20 protein-coding genes are annotated in these 18,162 nt (G+C 63.0%); 12 read left to right on the forward strand and 8 right to left on the reverse strand.

The genetic code is table 11. The features are described from left to right. Positions 1–172: 172 nt before the first annotated feature. The 3 genes from ACCD03_RS03930 to ACCD03_RS03940 all read left to right on the forward strand — a co-directional run bounded on the left by ACCD03_RS03930 (position 173) and on the right by ACCD03_RS03940 (position 3,875). Positions 173–922, forward strand: coding sequence for an electron transfer flavoprotein subunit beta/FixA family protein (locus ACCD03_RS03930; protein ID WP_147216743.1), 750 nt, complete (start codon positions 173–175; stop codon positions 920–922). 64 nt (positions 923–986) lie between these two features. Beyond that, on the forward strand, positions 987–1,922 hold the full coding sequence (locus ACCD03_RS03935) for an electron transfer flavoprotein subunit alpha/FixB family protein (RefSeq protein ID WP_316673615.1): 936 nt from the start codon (positions 987–989) through the stop codon (positions 1,920–1,922). 168 nt (positions 1,923–2,090) lie between these two features. Then, positions 2,091–3,875, forward strand: coding sequence for an acyl-CoA dehydrogenase (locus tag ACCD03_RS03940; protein WP_325654042.1), 1,785 nt, complete (start codon positions 2,091–2,093; stop codon positions 3,873–3,875). Positions 3,876–3,940: 65 nt separating this feature from the next. Here ACCD03_RS03940 and ACCD03_RS03945 read toward each other — a convergent pair whose 3' ends face one another. Beyond that, entirely contained in the window at positions 3,941–5,230 is a 1,290-nt protein-coding gene (locus ACCD03_RS03945; RefSeq protein WP_413410925.1) for a D-amino acid dehydrogenase, read from the reverse strand. A gap of 122 nt (positions 5,231–5,352) precedes the next feature. Here ACCD03_RS03945 and ACCD03_RS03950 point away from each other — a divergent pair, with 122 nt between their 5' ends. From ACCD03_RS03950 to ACCD03_RS03960, 3 genes are all read left to right on the forward strand, one after another. Further along, the gene (locus tag ACCD03_RS03950) at positions 5,353–5,850 is read left to right on the forward strand and encodes an Lrp/AsnC ligand binding domain-containing protein (protein WP_253536673.1); all 498 of its coding nucleotides are present in this window, start codon (positions 5,353–5,355) and stop codon (positions 5,848–5,850) included. Positions 5,851–5,914: 64 nt separating this feature from the next. Next, positions 5,915–7,534 carry an alkaline phosphatase D family protein gene (locus tag ACCD03_RS03955; protein WP_325654047.1) on the forward strand — a complete coding sequence of 540 codons (1,620 nt, stop codon included), beginning with the start codon at positions 5,915–5,917 and terminating at the stop codon, positions 7,532–7,534. An 82-nt stretch (positions 7,535–7,616) separates the two neighbouring features. Next, a complete protein-coding gene (locus ACCD03_RS03960) occupies positions 7,617–8,741 on the forward strand; it encodes a PA0069 family radical SAM protein (RefSeq protein WP_325654049.1) in 1,125 nt (374 codons plus the stop codon). Here ACCD03_RS03960 and ACCD03_RS03965 read toward each other — a convergent pair whose 3' ends face one another. The 4 genes from ACCD03_RS03965 to ACCD03_RS03980 all read right to left on the reverse strand — a co-directional run bounded on the left by ACCD03_RS03965 (position 8,742) and on the right by ACCD03_RS03980 (position 11,355). Further along, positions 8,742–9,197 (reverse strand): NINE protein, encoded by a 456-nt coding sequence (locus tag ACCD03_RS03965; RefSeq protein WP_045204491.1) that lies wholly within the window; start codon positions 9,195–9,197, stop codon positions 8,742–8,744. A 188-nt stretch (positions 9,198–9,385) separates the two neighbouring features. Then, positions 9,386–9,568, reverse strand: coding sequence for a hypothetical protein (locus tag ACCD03_RS03970; RefSeq protein WP_045204490.1), 183 nt, complete (start codon positions 9,566–9,568; stop codon positions 9,386–9,388). Between the two features lie 127 nt (positions 9,569–9,695). Then, positions 9,696–10,088 (reverse strand): hypothetical protein, encoded by a 393-nt coding sequence (locus ACCD03_RS03975; protein WP_325654051.1) that lies wholly within the window; start codon positions 10,086–10,088, stop codon positions 9,696–9,698. Between the two features lie 193 nt (positions 10,089–10,281). Next, positions 10,282–11,355 carry a sorbosone dehydrogenase family protein gene (locus ACCD03_RS03980; RefSeq protein WP_325654052.1) on the reverse strand — a complete coding sequence of 358 codons (1,074 nt, stop codon included), beginning with the start codon at positions 11,353–11,355 and terminating at the stop codon, positions 10,282–10,284. Between the two features lie 145 nt (positions 11,356–11,500). On the opposite strand from ACCD03_RS03980, the gene rpsP reads away from it, so the two are divergent. From rpsP to ACCD03_RS04010, 6 genes are all read left to right on the forward strand, one after another. Then, the gene (rpsP, locus tag ACCD03_RS03985; protein WP_024976244.1) at positions 11,501–11,755 is read left to right on the forward strand and encodes a 30S ribosomal protein S16; all 255 of its coding nucleotides are present in this window, start codon (positions 11,501–11,503) and stop codon (positions 11,753–11,755) included. A 133-nt stretch (positions 11,756–11,888) separates the two neighbouring features. Then, a complete protein-coding gene (rimM, locus tag ACCD03_RS03990) occupies positions 11,889–12,443 on the forward strand; it encodes a ribosome maturation factor RimM (protein WP_325654054.1) in 555 nt (184 codons plus the stop codon). Positions 12,444–12,466: 23 nt separating this feature from the next. Beyond that, the gene (gene trmD / locus ACCD03_RS03995) at positions 12,467–13,255 is read left to right on the forward strand and encodes a tRNA (guanosine(37)-N1)-methyltransferase TrmD (RefSeq protein ID WP_413410927.1); all 789 of its coding nucleotides are present in this window, start codon (positions 12,467–12,469) and stop codon (positions 13,253–13,255) included. 73 nt (positions 13,256–13,328) lie between these two features. Next, positions 13,329–13,715 carry a 50S ribosomal protein L19 gene (rplS, locus tag ACCD03_RS04000; RefSeq protein ID WP_045204485.1) on the forward strand — a complete coding sequence of 129 codons (387 nt, stop codon included), beginning with the start codon at positions 13,329–13,331 and terminating at the stop codon, positions 13,713–13,715. A 105-nt stretch (positions 13,716–13,820) separates the two neighbouring features. Next, positions 13,821–14,516, forward strand: a complete 696-nt coding sequence (locus tag ACCD03_RS04005) for a CoA pyrophosphatase (protein ID WP_045204484.1) — start codon at positions 13,821–13,823, stop codon at positions 14,514–14,516. A gap of 108 nt (positions 14,517–14,624) precedes the next feature. Continuing rightward, positions 14,625–15,566 (forward strand): CobD/CbiB family protein, encoded by a 942-nt coding sequence (locus ACCD03_RS04010; RefSeq protein WP_045204483.1) that lies wholly within the window; start codon positions 14,625–14,627, stop codon positions 15,564–15,566. Positions 15,567–15,598: 32 nt separating this feature from the next. Here ACCD03_RS04010 and ACCD03_RS04015 read toward each other — a convergent pair whose 3' ends face one another. From ACCD03_RS04015 to ACCD03_RS04025, 3 genes are read right to left on the reverse strand one after another with little or no spacing between them, the layout of a single operon-like run. Then, the gene (locus ACCD03_RS04015; protein ID WP_045204482.1) at positions 15,599–15,913 is read right to left on the reverse strand and encodes a hypothetical protein; all 315 of its coding nucleotides are present in this window, start codon (positions 15,911–15,913) and stop codon (positions 15,599–15,601) included. A 30-nt stretch (positions 15,914–15,943) separates the two neighbouring features. Continuing rightward, entirely contained in the window at positions 15,944–16,891 is a 948-nt protein-coding gene (gene rsgA, locus ACCD03_RS04020) for a ribosome small subunit-dependent GTPase A (RefSeq protein ID WP_413410928.1), read from the reverse strand. Further along, on the reverse strand, positions 16,888–18,147 hold the full coding sequence (locus ACCD03_RS04025) for a M48 family metallopeptidase (RefSeq protein WP_413410930.1): 1,260 nt from the start codon (positions 18,145–18,147) through the stop codon (positions 16,888–16,890). Before ACCD03_RS04025 ends, rsgA begins: the two co-directional genes overlap by 4 nt. Positions 18,148–18,162 lie beyond the last annotated feature (15 nt).

Raw genomic sequence — 18,162 nt, forward strand, 5'->3', positions numbered from 1 at the left:
GGTGACCCGGTAGAGGGTTCTACCGAACAGATTGCCGGACGTTTGACTGGCGTCCGGCAAATTTTCGCGGTTAAAATAGCACGACCGTTCGGAAAAATTACGCGAGCGACCGGCCCCCCTTATAATGGCCGGCGTTTTGCAAAATCGTCTTATCAATTAGTGGAGTGAGCGCATGAAAGTCCTGGTCGCAGTCAAGCGCGTGATCGATTACAACGTGAAGGTTCGCGTGAAGACGGACGGCAGCGGTGTCGATCTTGCCAACGTCAAGATGAGCATGAACCCGTTCGACGAGATCGCCGTGGAAGAGGCGGTTCGCCTGAAGGAAGCGGGCGTCGCTACTGAAGTGATCGCCGTCTCGTGCGGCGTGACGCAGTGCCAGGAAACCCTGCGCACCGCCATGGCCATCGGCGCTGACCGCGGTATTCTGGTCGAGACTGCCGAAGAGCTGCAGCCGTTGGCCGTCGCCAAGCTGCTCAAGGCGCTGGTCGACAAGGAACAGCCTCAGCTGATCATCCTCGGCAAGCAGGCGATTGACGACGACGCCAACCAGACCGGCCAGATGCTGGCTGCGCTGGCCGGCCTGCCGCAAGCCACGTTTGCCTCGAAGGTGCAGATTGCCGACGGCAAGGCTTCGGTCACGCGTGAAGTGGACGGTGGGCTGGAAACCCTGTCGGTCAAGCTGCCGGCCGTGGTCACCACCGACCTGCGCCTGAACGAGCCGCGCTACGTGACGCTGCCGAACATCATGAAGGCGAAGAAGAAGCAGCTCGACACGGTCAAGCCGGAAGACCTGGGTGTGGACGTTGCACCGCGCCTGAAGACGCTGAAGGTGGTTGAGCCCGCCAAGCGCAGCGCCGGCGTGATGGTGCCCGATGTGGCCACGCTGGTGTCCAAGCTCAAGACGGAAGCCAAGGTGCTGTAAGCGGCGGGTTTGTAACCCTCCGCAACTGCACGCAACTTCAAGCACACCGAACAGGCAGATCAAGATGACCGCACTCGTTATTGCTGAACACGACAATCAATCCATCAAGGCCGCGACGCTGAACACCGTGACGGCAGCCGCCCAATGCGGTGGTGACGTCCACGTGCTGGTGGCCGGCGCTGGCTGCGGCGCTGCCGCCCAGGCCGCTGCGCAAATCGCCGGCGTGACCAAGGTGCTGTTGGCCGACGCGCCTCAGTTTGCCGATGGCTTGGCCGAGAACGTCGCCGAGCAGGCCCTGGCCGTTGCCGGCAACTACAGCCACATCCTGGCACCCGCCACCGCCTACGGCAAAAACATCCTGCCGCGCGTGGCCGCCAAGCTCGACGTGGCCCAGTTGTCCGACATCACCAAGGTCGACGGCCCGGACACCTTCGAGCGCCCGATCTACGCGGGCAACGCGATTGCCACCGTGCAATCGGCAGACAAGGTGAAGGTGATCACCGTGCGCGGCACGGCATTCGACCCGGCTGCCGCTACCGGTGGCTCCGCTGCAACCGAAAGCCTGACCGCCGTGGCTGACGCAGGTATCTCGCAATTCGTCTCGCGTGAAGTGACGAAGAGCGACCGCCCGGAACTGACCGCCGCCAAGATCATCGTGTCGGGCGGCCGTGGCGTGGGCTCGGGCGAAAACTACACCAAGGTGCTGACGCCGCTGGCGGACAAGCTGGGCGCCGCGCTGGGTGCCTCGCGCGCCGCGGTGGACGCGGGCTTCGTGCCGAACGACTACCAGGTTGGCCAGACCGGCAAGATCGTCGCGCCGCAGCTGTACATCGCCGTCGGTATCTCGGGCGCGATCCAGCACTTGGCCGGCATGAAGGATTCCAAGGTGATCGTCGCGATCAACAAGGATCCGGAAGCGCCGATCTTCCAGGTGGCGGACTACGGCCTCGTGGGTGACCTGAACGCTGTCGTGCCGGAGCTGGTGACCGCACTGGGCTGATCGCACCGCGCTGCGCGCATCAAGAGAAGCGCGCAGCAATGCCCGACGCAAAGCCGTTTCCGACCTGTTTGGAAACGGCTTTTTTATACGCGAGCGCCATCAGGAGAGTGCGTTGCGCACTCGATGAGGCACTGTCCTGATCGCGCTTAACAAGAGTTGGAGAGAGACATGACCTATCAAGCCCCAGTCAAGGACATGCTGTTCGTGATGAACGAGTTGGCCGGCCTGGACAACGTCGCCAAGCTGCCTGGCTTTGAAGACGCCACCGCCGACACAGCGCAGGCCGTGCTGGAAGAAAGCGCGCGCTTTACCGGTGAAGTGGTTGCGCCGCTCAACGCGGAAGGCGACCGCAATCCGAGCAGTTGGAAAGACGGCGTCGTCACGGCTACCGCGGGTTTCAAAGAAGCGTTCGCCCAGTTCGGCCAAGGCGGCTGGCAGGGTGTGCAGCACCCGCTGGAATACGGCGGGCAGGGCTTGCCCAAGCTGATCGCCACGGCGTGCATCGAAATGCTGAATGCGGCCAACCTGTCGTTCGCACTGTGTCCGCTGCTGACGGATGGCGCCATCGAGGCGTTGCTGACGGCCGGCACCGAAGAGCAGAAACAGCTTTTCGTTCCCAAGCTCATCTCGGGCGAATGGACGGGCACGATGAACCTGACCGAGCCGCAGGCGGGCTCCGATCTGGCACTCGTGCGCACGCGCGCCGAGCCGGTCGGCGACGGCACGTTCAAGATTTTCGGCACGAAGATCTTCATCACCTGGGGCGAGCACGACATGGCCGAGAACATCGTCCACCTTGTGCTGGCGCGGACGCCGGGCGCGCCGGAAGGCGTGAAGGGGATTTCGCTTTTCGTGGTGCCGAAGTTCATGGTCAATGAAGACGGCTCGCTGGGCGCGCGCAACGATGCACATTGCGTGTCGATCGAACACAAGCTCGGCATCAAGGCGAGCCCGACGGCGGTGCTGCAATTTGGCGACAACGGCGGGGCGATCGGTACGCTGGTCGGCGAAGAAAATCGCGGCCTGGAATACATGTTCATCATGATGAACGCGGCGCGTTATGCGGTGGGCATGCAGGGCATCGGCGTGTCGGAGCGCGCGTATCAGAAGGCCGTGGCGTATGCGCGCGACCGCGTGCAGAGCCGCCCGGTAGATGGCTCTGCTGCCAAGGCCGTGGCCATCATTCACCACCCGGACGTCAAGCGCATGCTGCTGACGATGCGCGCCATGACCGAAGGCGCGCGTGCCCTGGCCTATGTGGCTGCTGCAGCGTGCGATGCCGGCCATCACGCGGCCGATGACGCAGCGCGCAAGCAGAACGCAGCGCTGTACGAATTCCTGGTGCCGATCGTGAAGGGCTGGAGCACCGAGATGTCGATCGACGTGACGAGCTTGGGTGTGCAGGTGCACGGCGGCATGGGCTTTATCGAAGAGACGGGCGCCGCGCAGTTTTATCGTGATGCGCGCATCCTGCCGATCTACGAAGGCACCACGGCCATTCAGGCCAACGATCTGATCGGCCGCAAGACGGTGCGGGATGGTGGCGCAGTGGCACTGGGCATTTGCGCGGAAATCGCCAAGGTGGAAGCGGCGCTGGCAGCAAAGGGCGGTGCGCATTGCGACGCGATGCGGGCGCGTCTGGCAGCAGGTCGCGAGGCACTGGAATCGGTGGTGCACTTTGTGGTCGCGCAGACTAAGGCGCAGCCGAATGCCGTGTTCGCGGGCAGCGTGCCGTATCTGCGACTGTGCGGCATCGTGCTGTCGGGTTGGCAGATGGCGCGTGCGTTGCTGGTGGCCATCGACCGCGAGAGCGAAGACCCGAACTTCTATGGTGCGAAGATCGCCACGGCGCGCGTGTTCGCTGACGTGTTGCTCACGCAGGCACCCGGTATTGCGCAGAGCGTGCTGACGGGCGGCGAGACGATCGGTGCGATGCCGGAAGTGCAGTTCTAAGCGGTATCAGTGGAACAAAAAAGGGAGGCTTCGGCCTCCCTTTTTGTTGCATGCAGCGCAGGTGATCAGGCAAGCGCAGGCTTGGTTGCCGGCATCTGCGTGCCGCCCAGGTAGCGATACACCGACAGGTCATCCGAGCGGATGGCGGGCGAGCGGCCGGACACCAGATCCGACAGCAGCTTGCCCGAGCCGCATGCCATGGTCCAACCCAACGTGCCGTGGCCAGTGTTGAGCCACAGGCCGCGCACGGGCGTCTGGCCAACGATGGGCGTGCCGTCTGGCGTCATCGGGCGCAGGCCGGTCCAGAACGAGGCGCGCGACACATCCCCGGCACCCGGGAACAGATCGTTGACCACGAACTCCAGTGTCTTGCGCTTGCCCGGGTCCAGGCGTTTGTCGTAGCCGACGATCTGCGCCATGCCGCCCACGCGGATGCGGTCGTCAAAGCGCGTCACGGCGACTTTGTAGGTCTCGTCCAGGATGGTGGATGCAGGGCTCTTCGCCGGGTCCGTCATCGGTACGGTGATCGAGAAACCCTTGAGCGGGTAGACCGGCACGTTCACCAGATTCTTCAGGAACGGCGTGCTGTAGCTGCCCAGCGCCACGACCACGAGATCGGCGTCGATCGGCTGGCCGTCGACCAGCGCGCCGCGTACGGCGTCGTTCTTGAAGATGAGGCTGTTGATCGTGCTGTTGAAACGGAAGCGCACGCCTAGCTTTTCCGCCATCGCGGCGAGGCGCGTGGTGAAGAGTTGGCAATCGCCCGTTTCGTCATTGGGCAGGCGCAAGCCACCGGCCAGCTTGTGGCGGGTCGAGGCCAGGCCTGGTTCACTGCGCACGAGGTCTTCGCGTGAAAGCAGTTCGTAGGGCACGCCGGCGCGCTCGAGCACGGCGATGTCGTTCGCGGCGCCGTCGAGCTGTTGCTGGGTGCGGAAGATTTGCAGCGTGCCTTGCTGGCGGCCTTCGTAGGCGATGCCGGTGTCGGCGCGCAGGTCGCGGATGCAGTCGCGGCTGTACTCGGCCAGGCGGACCATGCGCTCCTTGTTTTGCGCATAGCTGGCGGCGTCGCAGTTGCGCAGCATCTGCCACATCCACTTGAGTTGGAAGAGCGTGCCGTCGGGGCGGATGGAGAGCGGCGCGTGCTGCTGGAACATCCACTTGATGGCTTTGAGCGGCACGCCCGGGGCGGCCCACGGCGACGCGTAGCCCGGCGAGATCTGGCCAGCATTGGCAAAGCTAGTCTCCAGCGCCGGACCGGCTTCGCGGTCGACGACGGTGACTTCATGGCCCGCGCGGGCCAGGTAATAGGCGCTGGTCACGCCAATCACGCCGCTGCCAAGAACGAGCACGCGCATGGTGATACTCCCCAGAGATGCATTTGCGATAGATGTCGCTATCGTATTCGTAGAAGTCCAGCAATTGTTTCTGTATATTTGTCGGAAACAGAAACAATTTCGATTTTCAGGCGTTTTCAATCATGCGAACCCAGCGCAAGCCCGTCCGGGCCCTCGATAAGCTCGATCGGCGCATCCTCGACCTGCTGCAAAAAGACGGAAGGCTGTCGATGAAGGAGCTGTCCGAGGCGGTCGGCCTGACCATCACGCCGTGCATCGAGCGTGTCAAACGGCTGGAGCGCGAGCATTTCATCCTGGGTTACTACGCGCGGCTCAACCCGGCCATGCTGGGTGCGTCGCTGCTGGTGTTTGTGGAGATCAGCCTGGGAAGCAAGTCCGGCAACATGTTCGAACAGTTCCGGCGCGAGGTGCTGCGCATTCCCGAGGTGCTGGAGTGCCACCTCGTCTCGGGCGATTTCGATTACCTCATCAAGGCGCGCATTCGCGAGATGAGCGAATACCGCCGCTTGCTGGGCGACATCCTGCTGCAACTGCCCGGCGCAGTGCAGTCCAAGAGTTACATCGTGATGGAAGAGATCAAGGAGACGCTCGCCATCGATGTGACGGAAGGGGCCGCGTGACGTAGCGTTGTCACGGAAACGCCTTAGGCTGGCCGGCACCTTCATCACCGACACCGGAGCCCGCATGTCCGACCAGCCGATCTTCAAGCCGACCCGCCGCACGCTTATCAAAGGTCTCGTTTCCGCCAGCGGCACCGCGCTGCTCGGCTCGCGTATTGGCGATGTGCTGGCCCAGGGTGTCGCGCCGGCCGCCGTGACGTCCGACCGCCTGCGCCCGCAACTGCCTGGCGGTGTGATGAGTGGCGATATCACGGCCTACAGCGCCATCGTTTGGAGCCGCACCGACCGGCCTGCGCGCATGATCGTCGAATATTCCACGGACGCTGCCTTCAAGAGCGTCGCGCGTCGCGTTGGCCCAGCGGCCCTCGAAAGCGGCGGGCTCACAGCCCGCGTTGACTTGACGGGCCTGCCCGCTGGCGCTGACCTGTTCTACCGCGTCCGCTTCCAGGACCTTGTGCACGACAAAGTCTTCAGCGAGCCCGTCACCGGCCGTTTCCGCACGGCACCCGTGTCGGCCAATCGCCCGATCTGCTTCGTCTTCTCAGGCGATGAAGCTGGCCAGGGCTGGGGCATCAACGAGCGCTTTGGCGGATATCGGCTGTACGAAGCGATGCGTCGCGAATCGCCCGACTTCTTCATCCACTCCGGCGACCAGATCTACGCCGACGGCCCGATCCAGGCCGAGGTGAAACTGCCCGACGGCTCGATGTGGACCAACCTCGTCACCGAGGCCAAGTCGCACGTTGCACAAACGCTCGACGACTACCGGGGTGCCTTCGCCTACAACCAGCTCGACAAAAACAAGCGGGCGTTCTCGGCTGAAGTGCCGTTCCTCGTGCAGTGGGACGACCACGAAGTGCGCAACAACTGGTATCCCGGGCAGCAAATCGGCCCGGAAGAGAAGCGCTACCAAGAGCGCAGCGCGTCGCTATTGGCCGCCCGCGCGAAGCAGGCGATGTTCGAGTACAACCCGTTCCGCTTCAATCCGATCGACCCCGAGCAGATCTACCGCGCGTTCCAATACGGCCCGCTGCTCGACGTTTTCATGCTGGACGAGCGCAGCTATCGCGGGCGCAACTCGCCGAACCGCCAGACCAAGCTGGATGCCGATTCAGCCTTCCTCGGCCCGGCACAGGCCGCGTGGCTCAAGCAATCGCTCAAGCAGTCGAAGGCGACTTGGAAGGTGATTGCCAGCGACATGCCGATCTCGCTGATCGTGCCCGATTTGAATCCGGACGTGCCCAAGGGCACTTACGAAGCCTGGGCCAATGCGGATGATGGCGCGCCGTCGGGCCGCGAACTGGAACTGGCGGAGATCCTGCGCTTCATCAAGCAGGAGAACATCCAGAACGTGGTGTGGGTGACGGCTGACGTGCACTACGCACAGGCCACGTACTACCACCCGTCGCGCGCGAAGTTCACGGAGTTCAAGCCGTTCTGGGAATTCGTCGGTGGGCCGATCAACGCGGGCACGTTCGGGCCGAACGAAGTGGATCAGACCTTTGGGCCGGACCTGCGCTACATCAGCATTCCCAAGGACAATCCGCAGAACCAGTCGCCGGCAGCGCTGCAGCAGTATTACGGCCGTGCCAAGATCGACCCGGTCACGCGCACGATGCACGTGTCGCTGCACGACCTCGATGGCAAATCGCTCTGGGAAGTGAAGCTCGATCCCGAGGCGTAGCCGGCGTCACCCGCAGCGGGGCGGGGGCGGATGCGATAGGATCAGCAAGCCCCCGCATCCATTCTGTTCTGCTGTGTCCGATATGTCCGATCGCCACGTCTCTCGCAAGGGGCGCGGCGCCACTTCCAATCTGCAAGGCCGCTTCGAACGCGACGAACGCACGCGCGTCGACGACGGCTGGCAACCGCTCGTCGGGCACCTCGATCCGGATGACGCGCCGCCGCGCATCCAGACCTCCGTCTCCATCGAACGTGCGCGCTCGATCCTGAGCCATAACCAGTCGCCGGATATTCCGTTTGGGGTGTCGCTCAATCCGTATCGCGGGTGTGAGCATGGTTGTGTGTACTGCTTTGCGCGGCCCACGCATGCGTATCTGGAGTTGTCGCCGGGCCTCGATTTTGAGACCAAGCTGTTCGCGAAAGCCAATGCCGCCGAGGTGCTGCATGAGACGTTGGCCAAGCCCGGCTACCGTTGCGAGGCGATTGCGCTGGGCGTGAACACCGATGCGTATCAGCCGATCGAGCGCGAGTTGCGCATCACGCGCGACGTGCTACAGGTGCTGCACGATTGCGATCACCCTGTCGGGCTCATCACCAAGTCGACATTGATTGAGCGCGACATCGATCTGCTCGCCCCGATGGCGGCAAAGAACCTCGTCGTAGCCGCCGTCACGATCACCACGCTCGACGCCGATCTGGCGCGCAAGCTGGAGCCTCGCGCCGCCACGCCATCGCGCCGCCTGCGCACGATTCGCACGCTGGCCGAGGCGGGCATTCCGGTGGGAGTCAGCGTCGCGCCGATGATTCCGTTCATCACGGACGACCACATGGAGCAGATTCTGGAGGCTGCGCACGAGGCGGGCGCCACGTACGCGAGCTACATCGTGCTGCGCTTGCCGAATGAGCTGAACGCGGTGTTCCAGGATTGGCTGACGGCGCATTTTCCGGATCGGGCGCAACGCGTGATGAACCGTATTCGCGATCTGCACGGTGGGCAGGATTACAAGGCGGATTTCGCCACGCGCATGCGCGGCACCGGCATTTGGGCGGACTTATTGCGGCAGCGTTTCTACAAGACCGCCGACAGGCTCGGCTTCAGTTACCACCGGTACAACGAACTGGTGCTCGATACCTCGCAGTTCAAACCTCCGGCGCGCGCCATCAAGCCGCGAAAGTCGGTCGATGAGCGCCAGGGCAGCTTGTTTTGACTACTGCGACAGTTCTTTCGCTGCCTGCACCTGCGTTTCGAAATACGTCTGGAAAGTGATGGCGAGACCGGCCATCAGCAGGCCTGTGCCGATCATCAGCGTGAGGATACTGAGCAGAACGACAGGCCAGCCCGAATGTGTGGGCGCGCCGTCGGCATTGAATTGCGCATCCCATTTTTCGTCGGGGCGCAGGCCGTAGACCAGCGCAGACAGATAGCCCGCCAGCACTGAAGATCCACCGATTATTGCGCAGACCCAGCCCGGGACGCTCGCACGCTGCGTCGACCACAGCAGCGCCACGCCAATCGCGCCGAGCGCCATGGCAAGCACTTGCGACCACGCCCAGAAATCGCGTCCGCCCTTGAGGTAGAAGCGATGCGCGCCCACGCTACCGAACAGGAAGGCGAGCAGCACGGTCAACAGCTTGGATTTTTTCTGGAGAGCGGTCGTAGGCATAGCGGGCGGTGGACACACGGCAAGAGACAGCGCCGCGCATTCTACGCCCAACATCAACCGCGGCGCAGCCAAAATGGCGGCGCCGGGAGCGCGTCCTAAAGATGCATCAGCAACTGGAAGAAGAGGCCGTCAGTGCGGCCAGATGCGCGCAACGCTGCGGAGCGCTTGCGGCAGGAGAGGCAGGATCACTAAATCGGAACCGGACGCAGCGACGGGACGCTCATCGAAACCGTCGCGTCTTGCTGTAGCTGGGGTGCTTGATGGCGCGAACCGACTTCACCGTAGAGCAGGTGAGCGAGCATCAGCATAAAGGCCGTGGTCCAGATCAGGCCGAGGATAAGCCGCACGTGGCGATGGAGGGGAAATGACATTAGAGCACCTGTTGTCGTTGTGATTGGTGTGATGCCACGGGCACGCCAAACGTGTGCGCGTGACATCCAATCCGACTCAGGTGCCCCCGGCAAGTTCCGGGATGCGAAATGCGGCGGCGTATGTCCCTCAGCCTCGGCGCGAGCCGCGCCAGTTACCTTGGTCGCCGTTGCCGCGCTCCTGGCGCATGCGTTCTTGCTGTTGCTGCCAGTCGCCGCGGCCGCCGCCATCCCGAGGTTGAACCCGGCCATTGAGGCGATCATCGGCGCGGGCGCGTGCCTCCATGCGCTCCATTTGCGCGCGGATGCGGGCGGCCTGCTCACTACGCGTGTCGGCAAAGAATTGCGCCACCAACGGACGCTCCTGCGGCATCGTCTGTGCCATTTGCGTCCAGACGGGCAGGGCGGATTTTGCAAAGGCGACGGCGGCTTGACGCGCCGATGCGTTGGCAGCCACAGCGCCCGCAGAGGCGACGATCAGAACGCCTGCCGCCAAGGGGCGAAGCAATGCGCGAATCGGCATGGCTATCTCCTGTCGGGCAAGGATTCGAGAGCGCCACGCGCCGCGTGCTTCTGGTGTGTGCAACAGAGATCGGCAGCGCGTGTTCATGCTTGTCAATGTAAGGCTTCACTCAGTAGGCATCCACTGTCCGAACGTTACCCGTGTAACGAGATGTTTCGTCCACGCTTTGCCATGGCGAGGGGCGACGCCGAGGTCATTTCCCGGTGTAGCGGATGCGATACACAGCGCCGGCCAAGTCGTCGGACACCAGCAGGCTGCCGTCGGGTGCCACGAGCACATCGGCTGGGCGTCCCCACGCCTGTTCGCCTTGCAGCCAGCCCTGCGCGAACGGTTCCTGCTTCGTCACATTGCCAGCAGCGTCCAATGCGACGCGCATGACGCGGTAGCCCACTTTCGACGATCGGTTCCACGAGCCGTGCTCGGCAATGAAGATGTTGTTCCGGTACTCCGTCGGAAAGCTGCCCGCTGCATAGAACCGCATGCCTAACGCCGCCACGTGCGCCCCGAGCTTGGCGGCAGGCGGCACGTAGTTGCTGCAAGGGTGTCCGGCGCCGAATTCCGGGTCCGGAATGTTGCCCGCGTGGCAGAACGGGTAGCCGAAGTGCGGATTGGGTTGAGTGATGCGGTTCAGTTCGTCGTCGGGCACATCGTCACCCATCAGATCACGGCCGTTGTCGGTGAACCACAATTCGTGCGTGGTCGGGTGCCAGTCGAAGCCGACCGTGTTGCGAATGCCTCGCGCCACCAGTTCCAGTCCGCTGCCGTCGGCGTTCATGCGCATGATGTTGGCGTACCGGTTTTCATCGGGGCGGCAGATATTGCAGGGTGCGCCAACAGGCACATACAGTTTTCCGTCTGGCCCGAATGCGATGAATTTCCAACCGTGATGCGTTTCCGTCGGCAGCTTGTCATTGATGACCACGGGCTCGGGCGGATTGCCGAGTCGTTTGTCGATGCCATCGAGCCGCACCACACGCGAAACCGCAGACACATACAGGTTGCCGTCACGCCATGCCACGCCAACAGGGAGTTGCAGCCCAGACGCCACCACATGGATGGGCGCATTCGGCGTCTGCAATGACATCGCGTAGACTTTGCCGGCGCGGCTCCCGACATAAAGAATGCCGGCTGGAGAAAGCGCCATTTCACGTGCGGCCGGCATCGCGTCGGTCAGCACTTCGACACGGAAGCCGGGCGGTACATGGAGTGTCTCGATGGGGAGCTTGGCGAGCGCCGCAGCCACTCCACCAAGCCAAGCTGCGACCACAATGGCGGCCTTTACGTACCGTCCTTGCCGCGCGTGCCGCCCGGCATCTCCATTCGCTACGCCTAAGTGTTTGTTTGGTCGGAGAAATTGCGCTATACTTGCGTGTTTCTCTGTACGCATACCCAGTTTTTCAAGGAATAGATCCATGGTCGTGATCCGTCTGGCCCGCGGTGGCTCCAAGAAGCGCCCGTTCTTCAATATCGTTGCGACCGACTCGCGTAACCGCCGTGATGGCCGTTTCATCGAGCGCGTCGGTTTCTACAACCCGCTCGCCGGTGAAGGCGAAGAAGGTCTGCGCATCGTGCAAGACCGCCTGACCTATTGGGAAGGCGTGGGCGCACAACTGTCGCCGACGGTTGCCCGTCTGGTGAAGCAAAACGGCAAGAAAGCTGCTGCCTAAGTTTTAGCATGCGTCGATCGACGGTGCCGTCCGAGCACTTCCTGCTGTGACGCGCGCCGCATCGACACGGCCCGGTCCTGTGGCTGCCGCAACGCAAGCAACCTCGCAAAAGGTTGCTGAACGGCTTCAAGCCATGCGCCCGGGCGCAGGCACCAATCCGACGCTCCCAGGCGATCTCGTCGAGGTGGGTTATGTCGGTGGGGCCTACGGTATTCGCGGTTGGATCAAGGTCCAGTTGCACGGCGATGCCGATGCGCTGCTGAATGCTCGCACCTGGTGGCTCAAGCCGGCTGCTGGGGCACTGGCAACGTCGGCAGACTGGCGGGTGTTTCCCGTCGGCACGTCGCGTGAGCATAGCGGCACGGTGGTGGCGGGTTCGCCTGCCGCGCCCGATCGCAATGTCGCCGAGGCACTGCGCGGCTATGCCGTGTGGGTCAGCCGGGCCGATTTTCCCGAGCCGGACGATGACGAGTTCTACTGGGTCGATCTGATCGGCGCCACGGTCGTCAACGAGCAACAGGAAACGCTTGGCACGGTGGGCGGCCTGATCGACAACGGTGCGCATCAAGTCCTGCGTATCGTCGGTGAGGGCGAGGTTGAGCGGCTCGTGCCGTTTGTCGAGGTTTACGTGAAGTCGGTGGATGTCGCGGGCAAGCGCATCGTCGTCGACTGGGGTCTGGATTACTGAACATGCGGCCGGAGAATTCGGCGATGCAGTTCGACGTCGTCTCGCTGTTTCCGGACATGTTCGGGGCGCTCACTGACTGGGGGATCACCAGCCGTGCAGCCAAGCAGCAGGTGTACACGTTGCGCACCTGGAACCCGCGCGATTTCACGACGGACAACTACCGCACTGTGGACGATCGCCCTTACGGCGGTGGTCCAGGCATGGTGATGTTGGCCAAGCCGCTGGAAGCCGCGCTGGACGCGATTCATGAAGCGCAAGCGCCGGCGGCTTCGCATGTGGTGTTGCTGTCGCCGCAAGGCAAGCCGCTTACGCACAAGCGGGTGATGGAGCTGGCGCAACTGCCGGCGCTCACGTTGCTGTGCGGACGCTATGAAGCGATCGATCAACGACTGGTCGACCGTCGCGTAGATGAAGAAATCAGCCTTGGCGATTTCGTCCTCTCCGGCGGAGAGATTGCAGCGATGGCGATCATCGACGCCGTAGTGCGGCAGTTGCCCGGCGTGCTGGGCGATGCGCAGTCGGCGGTGCAAGACAGCTTCGTCAACGGTTTACTCGACTGCCCGCACTACACGCGGCCGGAAGAATATGAAGGTGTGCGTGTGCCCGATGTGCTGCTGGGTGGTCACCACGCCGAGATCGAGAAGTGGCGCCGCCAGCAGGCGCTGTTGAATACGATGCGCAAGCGGCCCGATCTGATCGAGGCAGCGCGCAAGCAGGGTTTGTTGTCCCGCAGCGATGAGGTCTTCCTCGCTGCCGCGGCGATAACGGCAAAGGGGTCAGAGGCTTCCACACCGGAAGGTTCGACCAAATGAAGTTCCCATCCTCTACCGGGGCCGCGGTCAACCGATCAGGCAAAACGCCGGCATGATGGTCTAGGAGAAAAAGATGAATATCATCGAGCAAATCGAGCAGGAAGAAATCAAGCGCCTGACGGCCAACAAGACGATCCCCCCGTTCGCCCCTGGTGACACCGTGATCGTCAACGTGAACGTCGTTGAAGGCACCCGCAAGCGTGTGCAGGCGTATGAAGGCGTCGTGATTGCCAAGCGCAATCGTGGCCTGAATTCGTCGTTCATCGTTCGCAAGATCTCTTCGGGCGAAGGCGTGGAGCGTACGTTTCAGCTGTACTCGCCGCTGCTGGCTAGCATCGAAGTGAAGCGTCGCGGTGATGTGCGCCGTGCGAAGCTGTACTACCTGCGCCAACGCTCGGGCAAGTCGGCACGCATCAAGGAGAAGCTGACCTTCAAGCGCAAGGAAGCCGTAGCGGAGTAATCTGCGCGCGTTGCGAAAAGGCACCTTCGGGTGCCTTTTTTCTCTTTTGCGGCGGAAGATTGACCGCATATGTATTTTTAGCCCATCACTATTCATTCCGATCCGATGCGCCGTCCCTTGTTCGATCCTGAGCAGTTGCCGGTGGTGCCGACCGAGGCATCGTTGCCGGCGCTCGAGGTCGCGCGGTTGACCGCCGAGTTCGTACGCGCACGGCTGCAGATGCCGCCCGACTGGCAGCCGGAGCAGACGGATGAATCCCGCCTGATCGATGCTTCGCTCAAGTTGCGCGAGGCGGCGGTGTTGGTGCCGCTGGTGCAGCGCGAGGTGGGTCTGACGGTGCTGCTGACGCAACGCAATGCGTCGCTTAGTCAACATGCCGGCCAGGTCAGCTTTCCGGGCGGCGGGCGGGAAGATTTCGACCTCGACATGGTCGACACGGCGCTGCGCGAGACGATGGAAGAGGTCGGCATCAGTGCGAATCACATTGAGGTGATCGGTCGCCTTCCTGACTACATCACCGGGACGGGTTTCCACGTGAGTCCGATTGTCGGACTGCTGGCGCCCGATTTCACGCTTCAACCCGACCCCAGCGAAGTGGCCGAGGTGTTTGAAGTGCCGCTGGCCTTCTTGATGGACCCAGCCAACCACGAAGTGCGCGAGCTGCGTTGGGAAGACCGTGTGCGTCGTTTCTACGCGATGCCGTATCGGCGATCTGACCAAGCGCCAGACGCTGGTTATCACTTCATCTGGGGCGCGACGGCGGGCATGCTGCGCAACCTGTATCACCTGCTGGCAGCGTAGCGTTGGCGCGAATATGAGCCCCAAGGTGCGCTGTTGCGCGCACGCTGTGTGCTATCGTCTTGCACATCGCCTCCACGGCGTGATCCACGCCTTCGCAACGCCCTTCCAATGACTTTTTTCTCCGTACTCTGCGCGCTGATTCTTGAACAGTTCCGTGCGCTCAGCCGGGACAACCCGATCTACGACGTCGTACGCGCACTGGCCGCGCGGGCAGAAGAATGGTTCGACACGGGCCATCGTCGCGATGCCGTGCTCGCTTGGTGCGTGGTTACGCTGCCGGCCGTGGTAGTCGTGGCGCTGGTGCACTACCTCCTGTCGTCGATCAGCCTTGGGCTGGCGTTCCTGTGGAACGTGCTGATGGTCTACCTGACGCTTGGCTTCCGCCAGTTCAGCCACTACTTCACCGATATCCACGAGGCGCTGCGCAGCGATGACGTTGTCACTGCGCGCCTGCTGCTCAACGAATGGTCGGGGCAGGACACGACCGACATGCCTGTCAACGAGATCGTCCGCCACACGCTCGAATGCGCGATCGTGGCGGCGCATCGTCACGTGTTTGGCGTGTTCTTCTGGTTCCTGGTGCCGATCGGGCCGGCGGGCGTTGTGCTGTACCGCGGCGCTGAATACCTCGCTCGCCACTGGAGCGACACGTCGACGGAGCGCAGCCCCGCGCTGGGCCTATTCGCCCGTCAGGCATTTTTCGTCATCGACTACATCCCCGCGCGCCTGACTGCGATTGGCTTCTCCATCGTGGGTAACTTTGAAGATGCCGTGTACGCGTGGCGCAACCGCGCTGCCAAGTGGAACGACGAAGTGAATGGCATCCTGCTGGCGGCCGGGGGCGGCGCACTCGGCGTGCGCCTGGGTACGCCCATTGCGCAACGCGATTCGGTCGACAGCATTGCCGACGAAGACGGCGCCTATCCGATGGAAGTGGGGCAGGAGCCGAATGTCCGCACGCTGCAGTCAGCTGTGGGGCTGGTGTGGCGCGCGGTGGTGCTGTGGATGCTGCTGCTGGCGATGCTGTCGATTGCCGTGTGGCTGGGCTGATGCGGCACGACGCCTAGCCGCTGAACGATCAATCAGGCCGCATCCTCGCGGTCTTTGCCGCAGCGCCAGCATTGGGCGAACTGCGGCTCGTGACTCTCTCCGCAATGCACGCAACGCCATGCCGGCCCGGTGGGCGGATGCTGCGCTTGATCGAGCAGCGCTTGAGCCTGCGCTTCCTGCGAGGGGTTCACGAGCCAGACTTGCGCTGCGCAGTCCTGCGGCGGAACATCACCCGCTACGCTGCTCAGGTAAATGTTGCGCAGCTCGGTGCGGATGCCGGCTGCAGACAGCACGTTCTGCCAGTGTGCCGCCATGCCGAGCGATGAACTGCTGATCAGCAACTTCATCCCAGCTCCCCCGAACGTGTTACGAAGCCGCTACCAAGGCTTCTGTTGCTCCGATTCGTGCAGCAGTTGCGCATAAAGCTGGTGCCGCCGTGGATCGATCTTGCCTTCGGCCATCGCACCCAGAATGCCACAGCCAGGTTCTTGCAGGTGCCGGCAGTTATAAAAGCGGCACTCGGTTAGGCGGGGGCGGAATTCGGGAAAGGCGCGTTCCAACATGCCTTCGCTCAGGTGATGCAGGCCGAATTCCTGGAAGCCCGGCGAGTCGATCAGCACGCCGCCCTGGCCCCATTCAGCGGGTAGGTGATAGAGCCGCGTGAACGTGGTCGTATGCTTGCCGGAATCCAGCTTCTCGGAGATCTCGCGCGTTTGCGCGTCCACGCCCGGAATCAGCAGGTTCAGCAGCGATGATTTGCCCATGCCCGATTGTCCGATCAGGATCGAAGCGCGCGCAGCCACGTGCGGTTCGAGCGCGGCGTGCGCGGCGTCCGGCGCGCCATGGACGGTCAATTCCACGATCGTGTAACCCAGCTCTCGGTAGAGGGCCAGGCGTGAGCGAGCCGTCTCCAACCGCGCGGTCAGGTCGATCTTGTTGAGCAGGATCAGTGGGGTGAGGCCGAGGGATTCTGCCGCGACAAGCGCGCGGCCAAGCAGATCTTCCGAAAAGCTCGGCTCGGTGCCGAGCATGATGATGATCTGATCCAGGTTCGCTGCCAGCACCTTCGATTTGAACTGGTCGGAGCGGTGGAGCAGGTTGCGGCGCTCGTCAACGCGTACGACGACGCCCTGGTCGACGGCGGTGGCTTCATAGACCACCCGATCGCCGACAGCGCATTCGCTGCGCTTGCCGCGCGGGAAGCATTGCAGGAAGCCGCCGCCCTCGCGTTCTACCAAGTAATGGCGCCCGTGCGCGGCGATGACAAGCCCGTGTTCGCCGGTGGCTGCCTGCTTATGGGTGCGGCCCGGTTTGCCGCGCGTCATGCCGTGCGAGCCTGCACAAGGCGCTCCACGCGCTGCGATGCAGTCGGGTGCGAATAGTAGAACGTTGAGTAGACCGGGTCCGGGGTGAGCGTCGATGCGTTGTCCTGGAACAGCTTGACCAGCGCCGAGACAAGTTGATTGGCGTCGGCGTGCTCGGCGGCGAAGGCATCCGCTTCGTATTCGTCCTTGCGCGACGACAGGCTCGCCAGCGGCGAGACGAAGAACGTGAACACCGGCAGCACCAGGAAAAACAGCATCAGCGCCAGCGCGTGGTTGTCGGAGAACAGGTTGGGTGCGACGCCAAGACCCAGGTAGAACCACGTGCGCGTCATAAGCCAGCCGAGCAGCGCCAGCGCACCGAGGCTCAGCACGAACGTCACGGCGATGCGCTTGGTGATGTGGTGGCGCTTGAAATGGCCTAGCTCATGCGCGAGCACGGCTTCCATTTCGGACGGATTCAGGCGGGCGAGCAGCGTGTCGAAGAAGACGATGCGCTTGGTTGCACCAAAGCCGCTGAAGTAAGCGTTGCCGTGGGCGCTGCGGCGGCTGCCATCCATCACGAACAGGCCCTTGCTGGCGAAGCCGCAGCGCTTGAGCAGGCTTTCGATGCGAGAGCGCATTTCCTCGTCCTGCAGCGGGGTGAACTTGTTGTAAAGCGGTGCGATGACGTTCGGGTAGATCGCCTGAACAAACAGCATGAACGCCATCCACACGATCCAGGTGTATAGCCACCAGTACGCGCCCATCTTGTCCATCAGCCAGAGCACCGCCAGCAGCAGCGGCAGACCCAGCACGGTGCCGATGGCCAAGCCCTTGAGGTTGTCGGCTAACCATAGCTTGAACGTCATCCGGTTGAAGCCGAATCGTTCTTCGACGACGAACTGCCCGTACAGCGAAAACGGCAGCTCGATCACGCTGCTGATCGCGATGACTGATGCGATCAGCGCCACGCCATACGCATAACCGGGGCCAAACACGCCCAGCCATGCCTGGTTGACCCAGTTCAGTCCGCCGAACAGCGTCAGCGCGATCAGCAGGGCGGCCTGAACCGGCACTTCCAGCATCGCCAGACGGGTGCGGGCGATGGTGTAGTCCGCGGCCTTGCGGTGCATGTCCAGCGTGATCGACTCGGCGAACTGCGCAGGCACGGCATCACGGTGACGCGCCACGTGACGGACTTGCCGCGCGGCCAGCCACAGGCGCGCGGCGGACATCAGTACAAGGGCGATCAGGAATACAGCGGTAAAGGCGGGCATGTGGGGAAACACCTA

This window comes from Ralstonia sp. Ralssp135 (genome assembly GCF_047304345.1).
Classification (GTDB): domain Bacteria; phylum Pseudomonadota; class Gammaproteobacteria; order Burkholderiales; family Burkholderiaceae; genus Ralstonia; species Ralstonia chuxiongensis.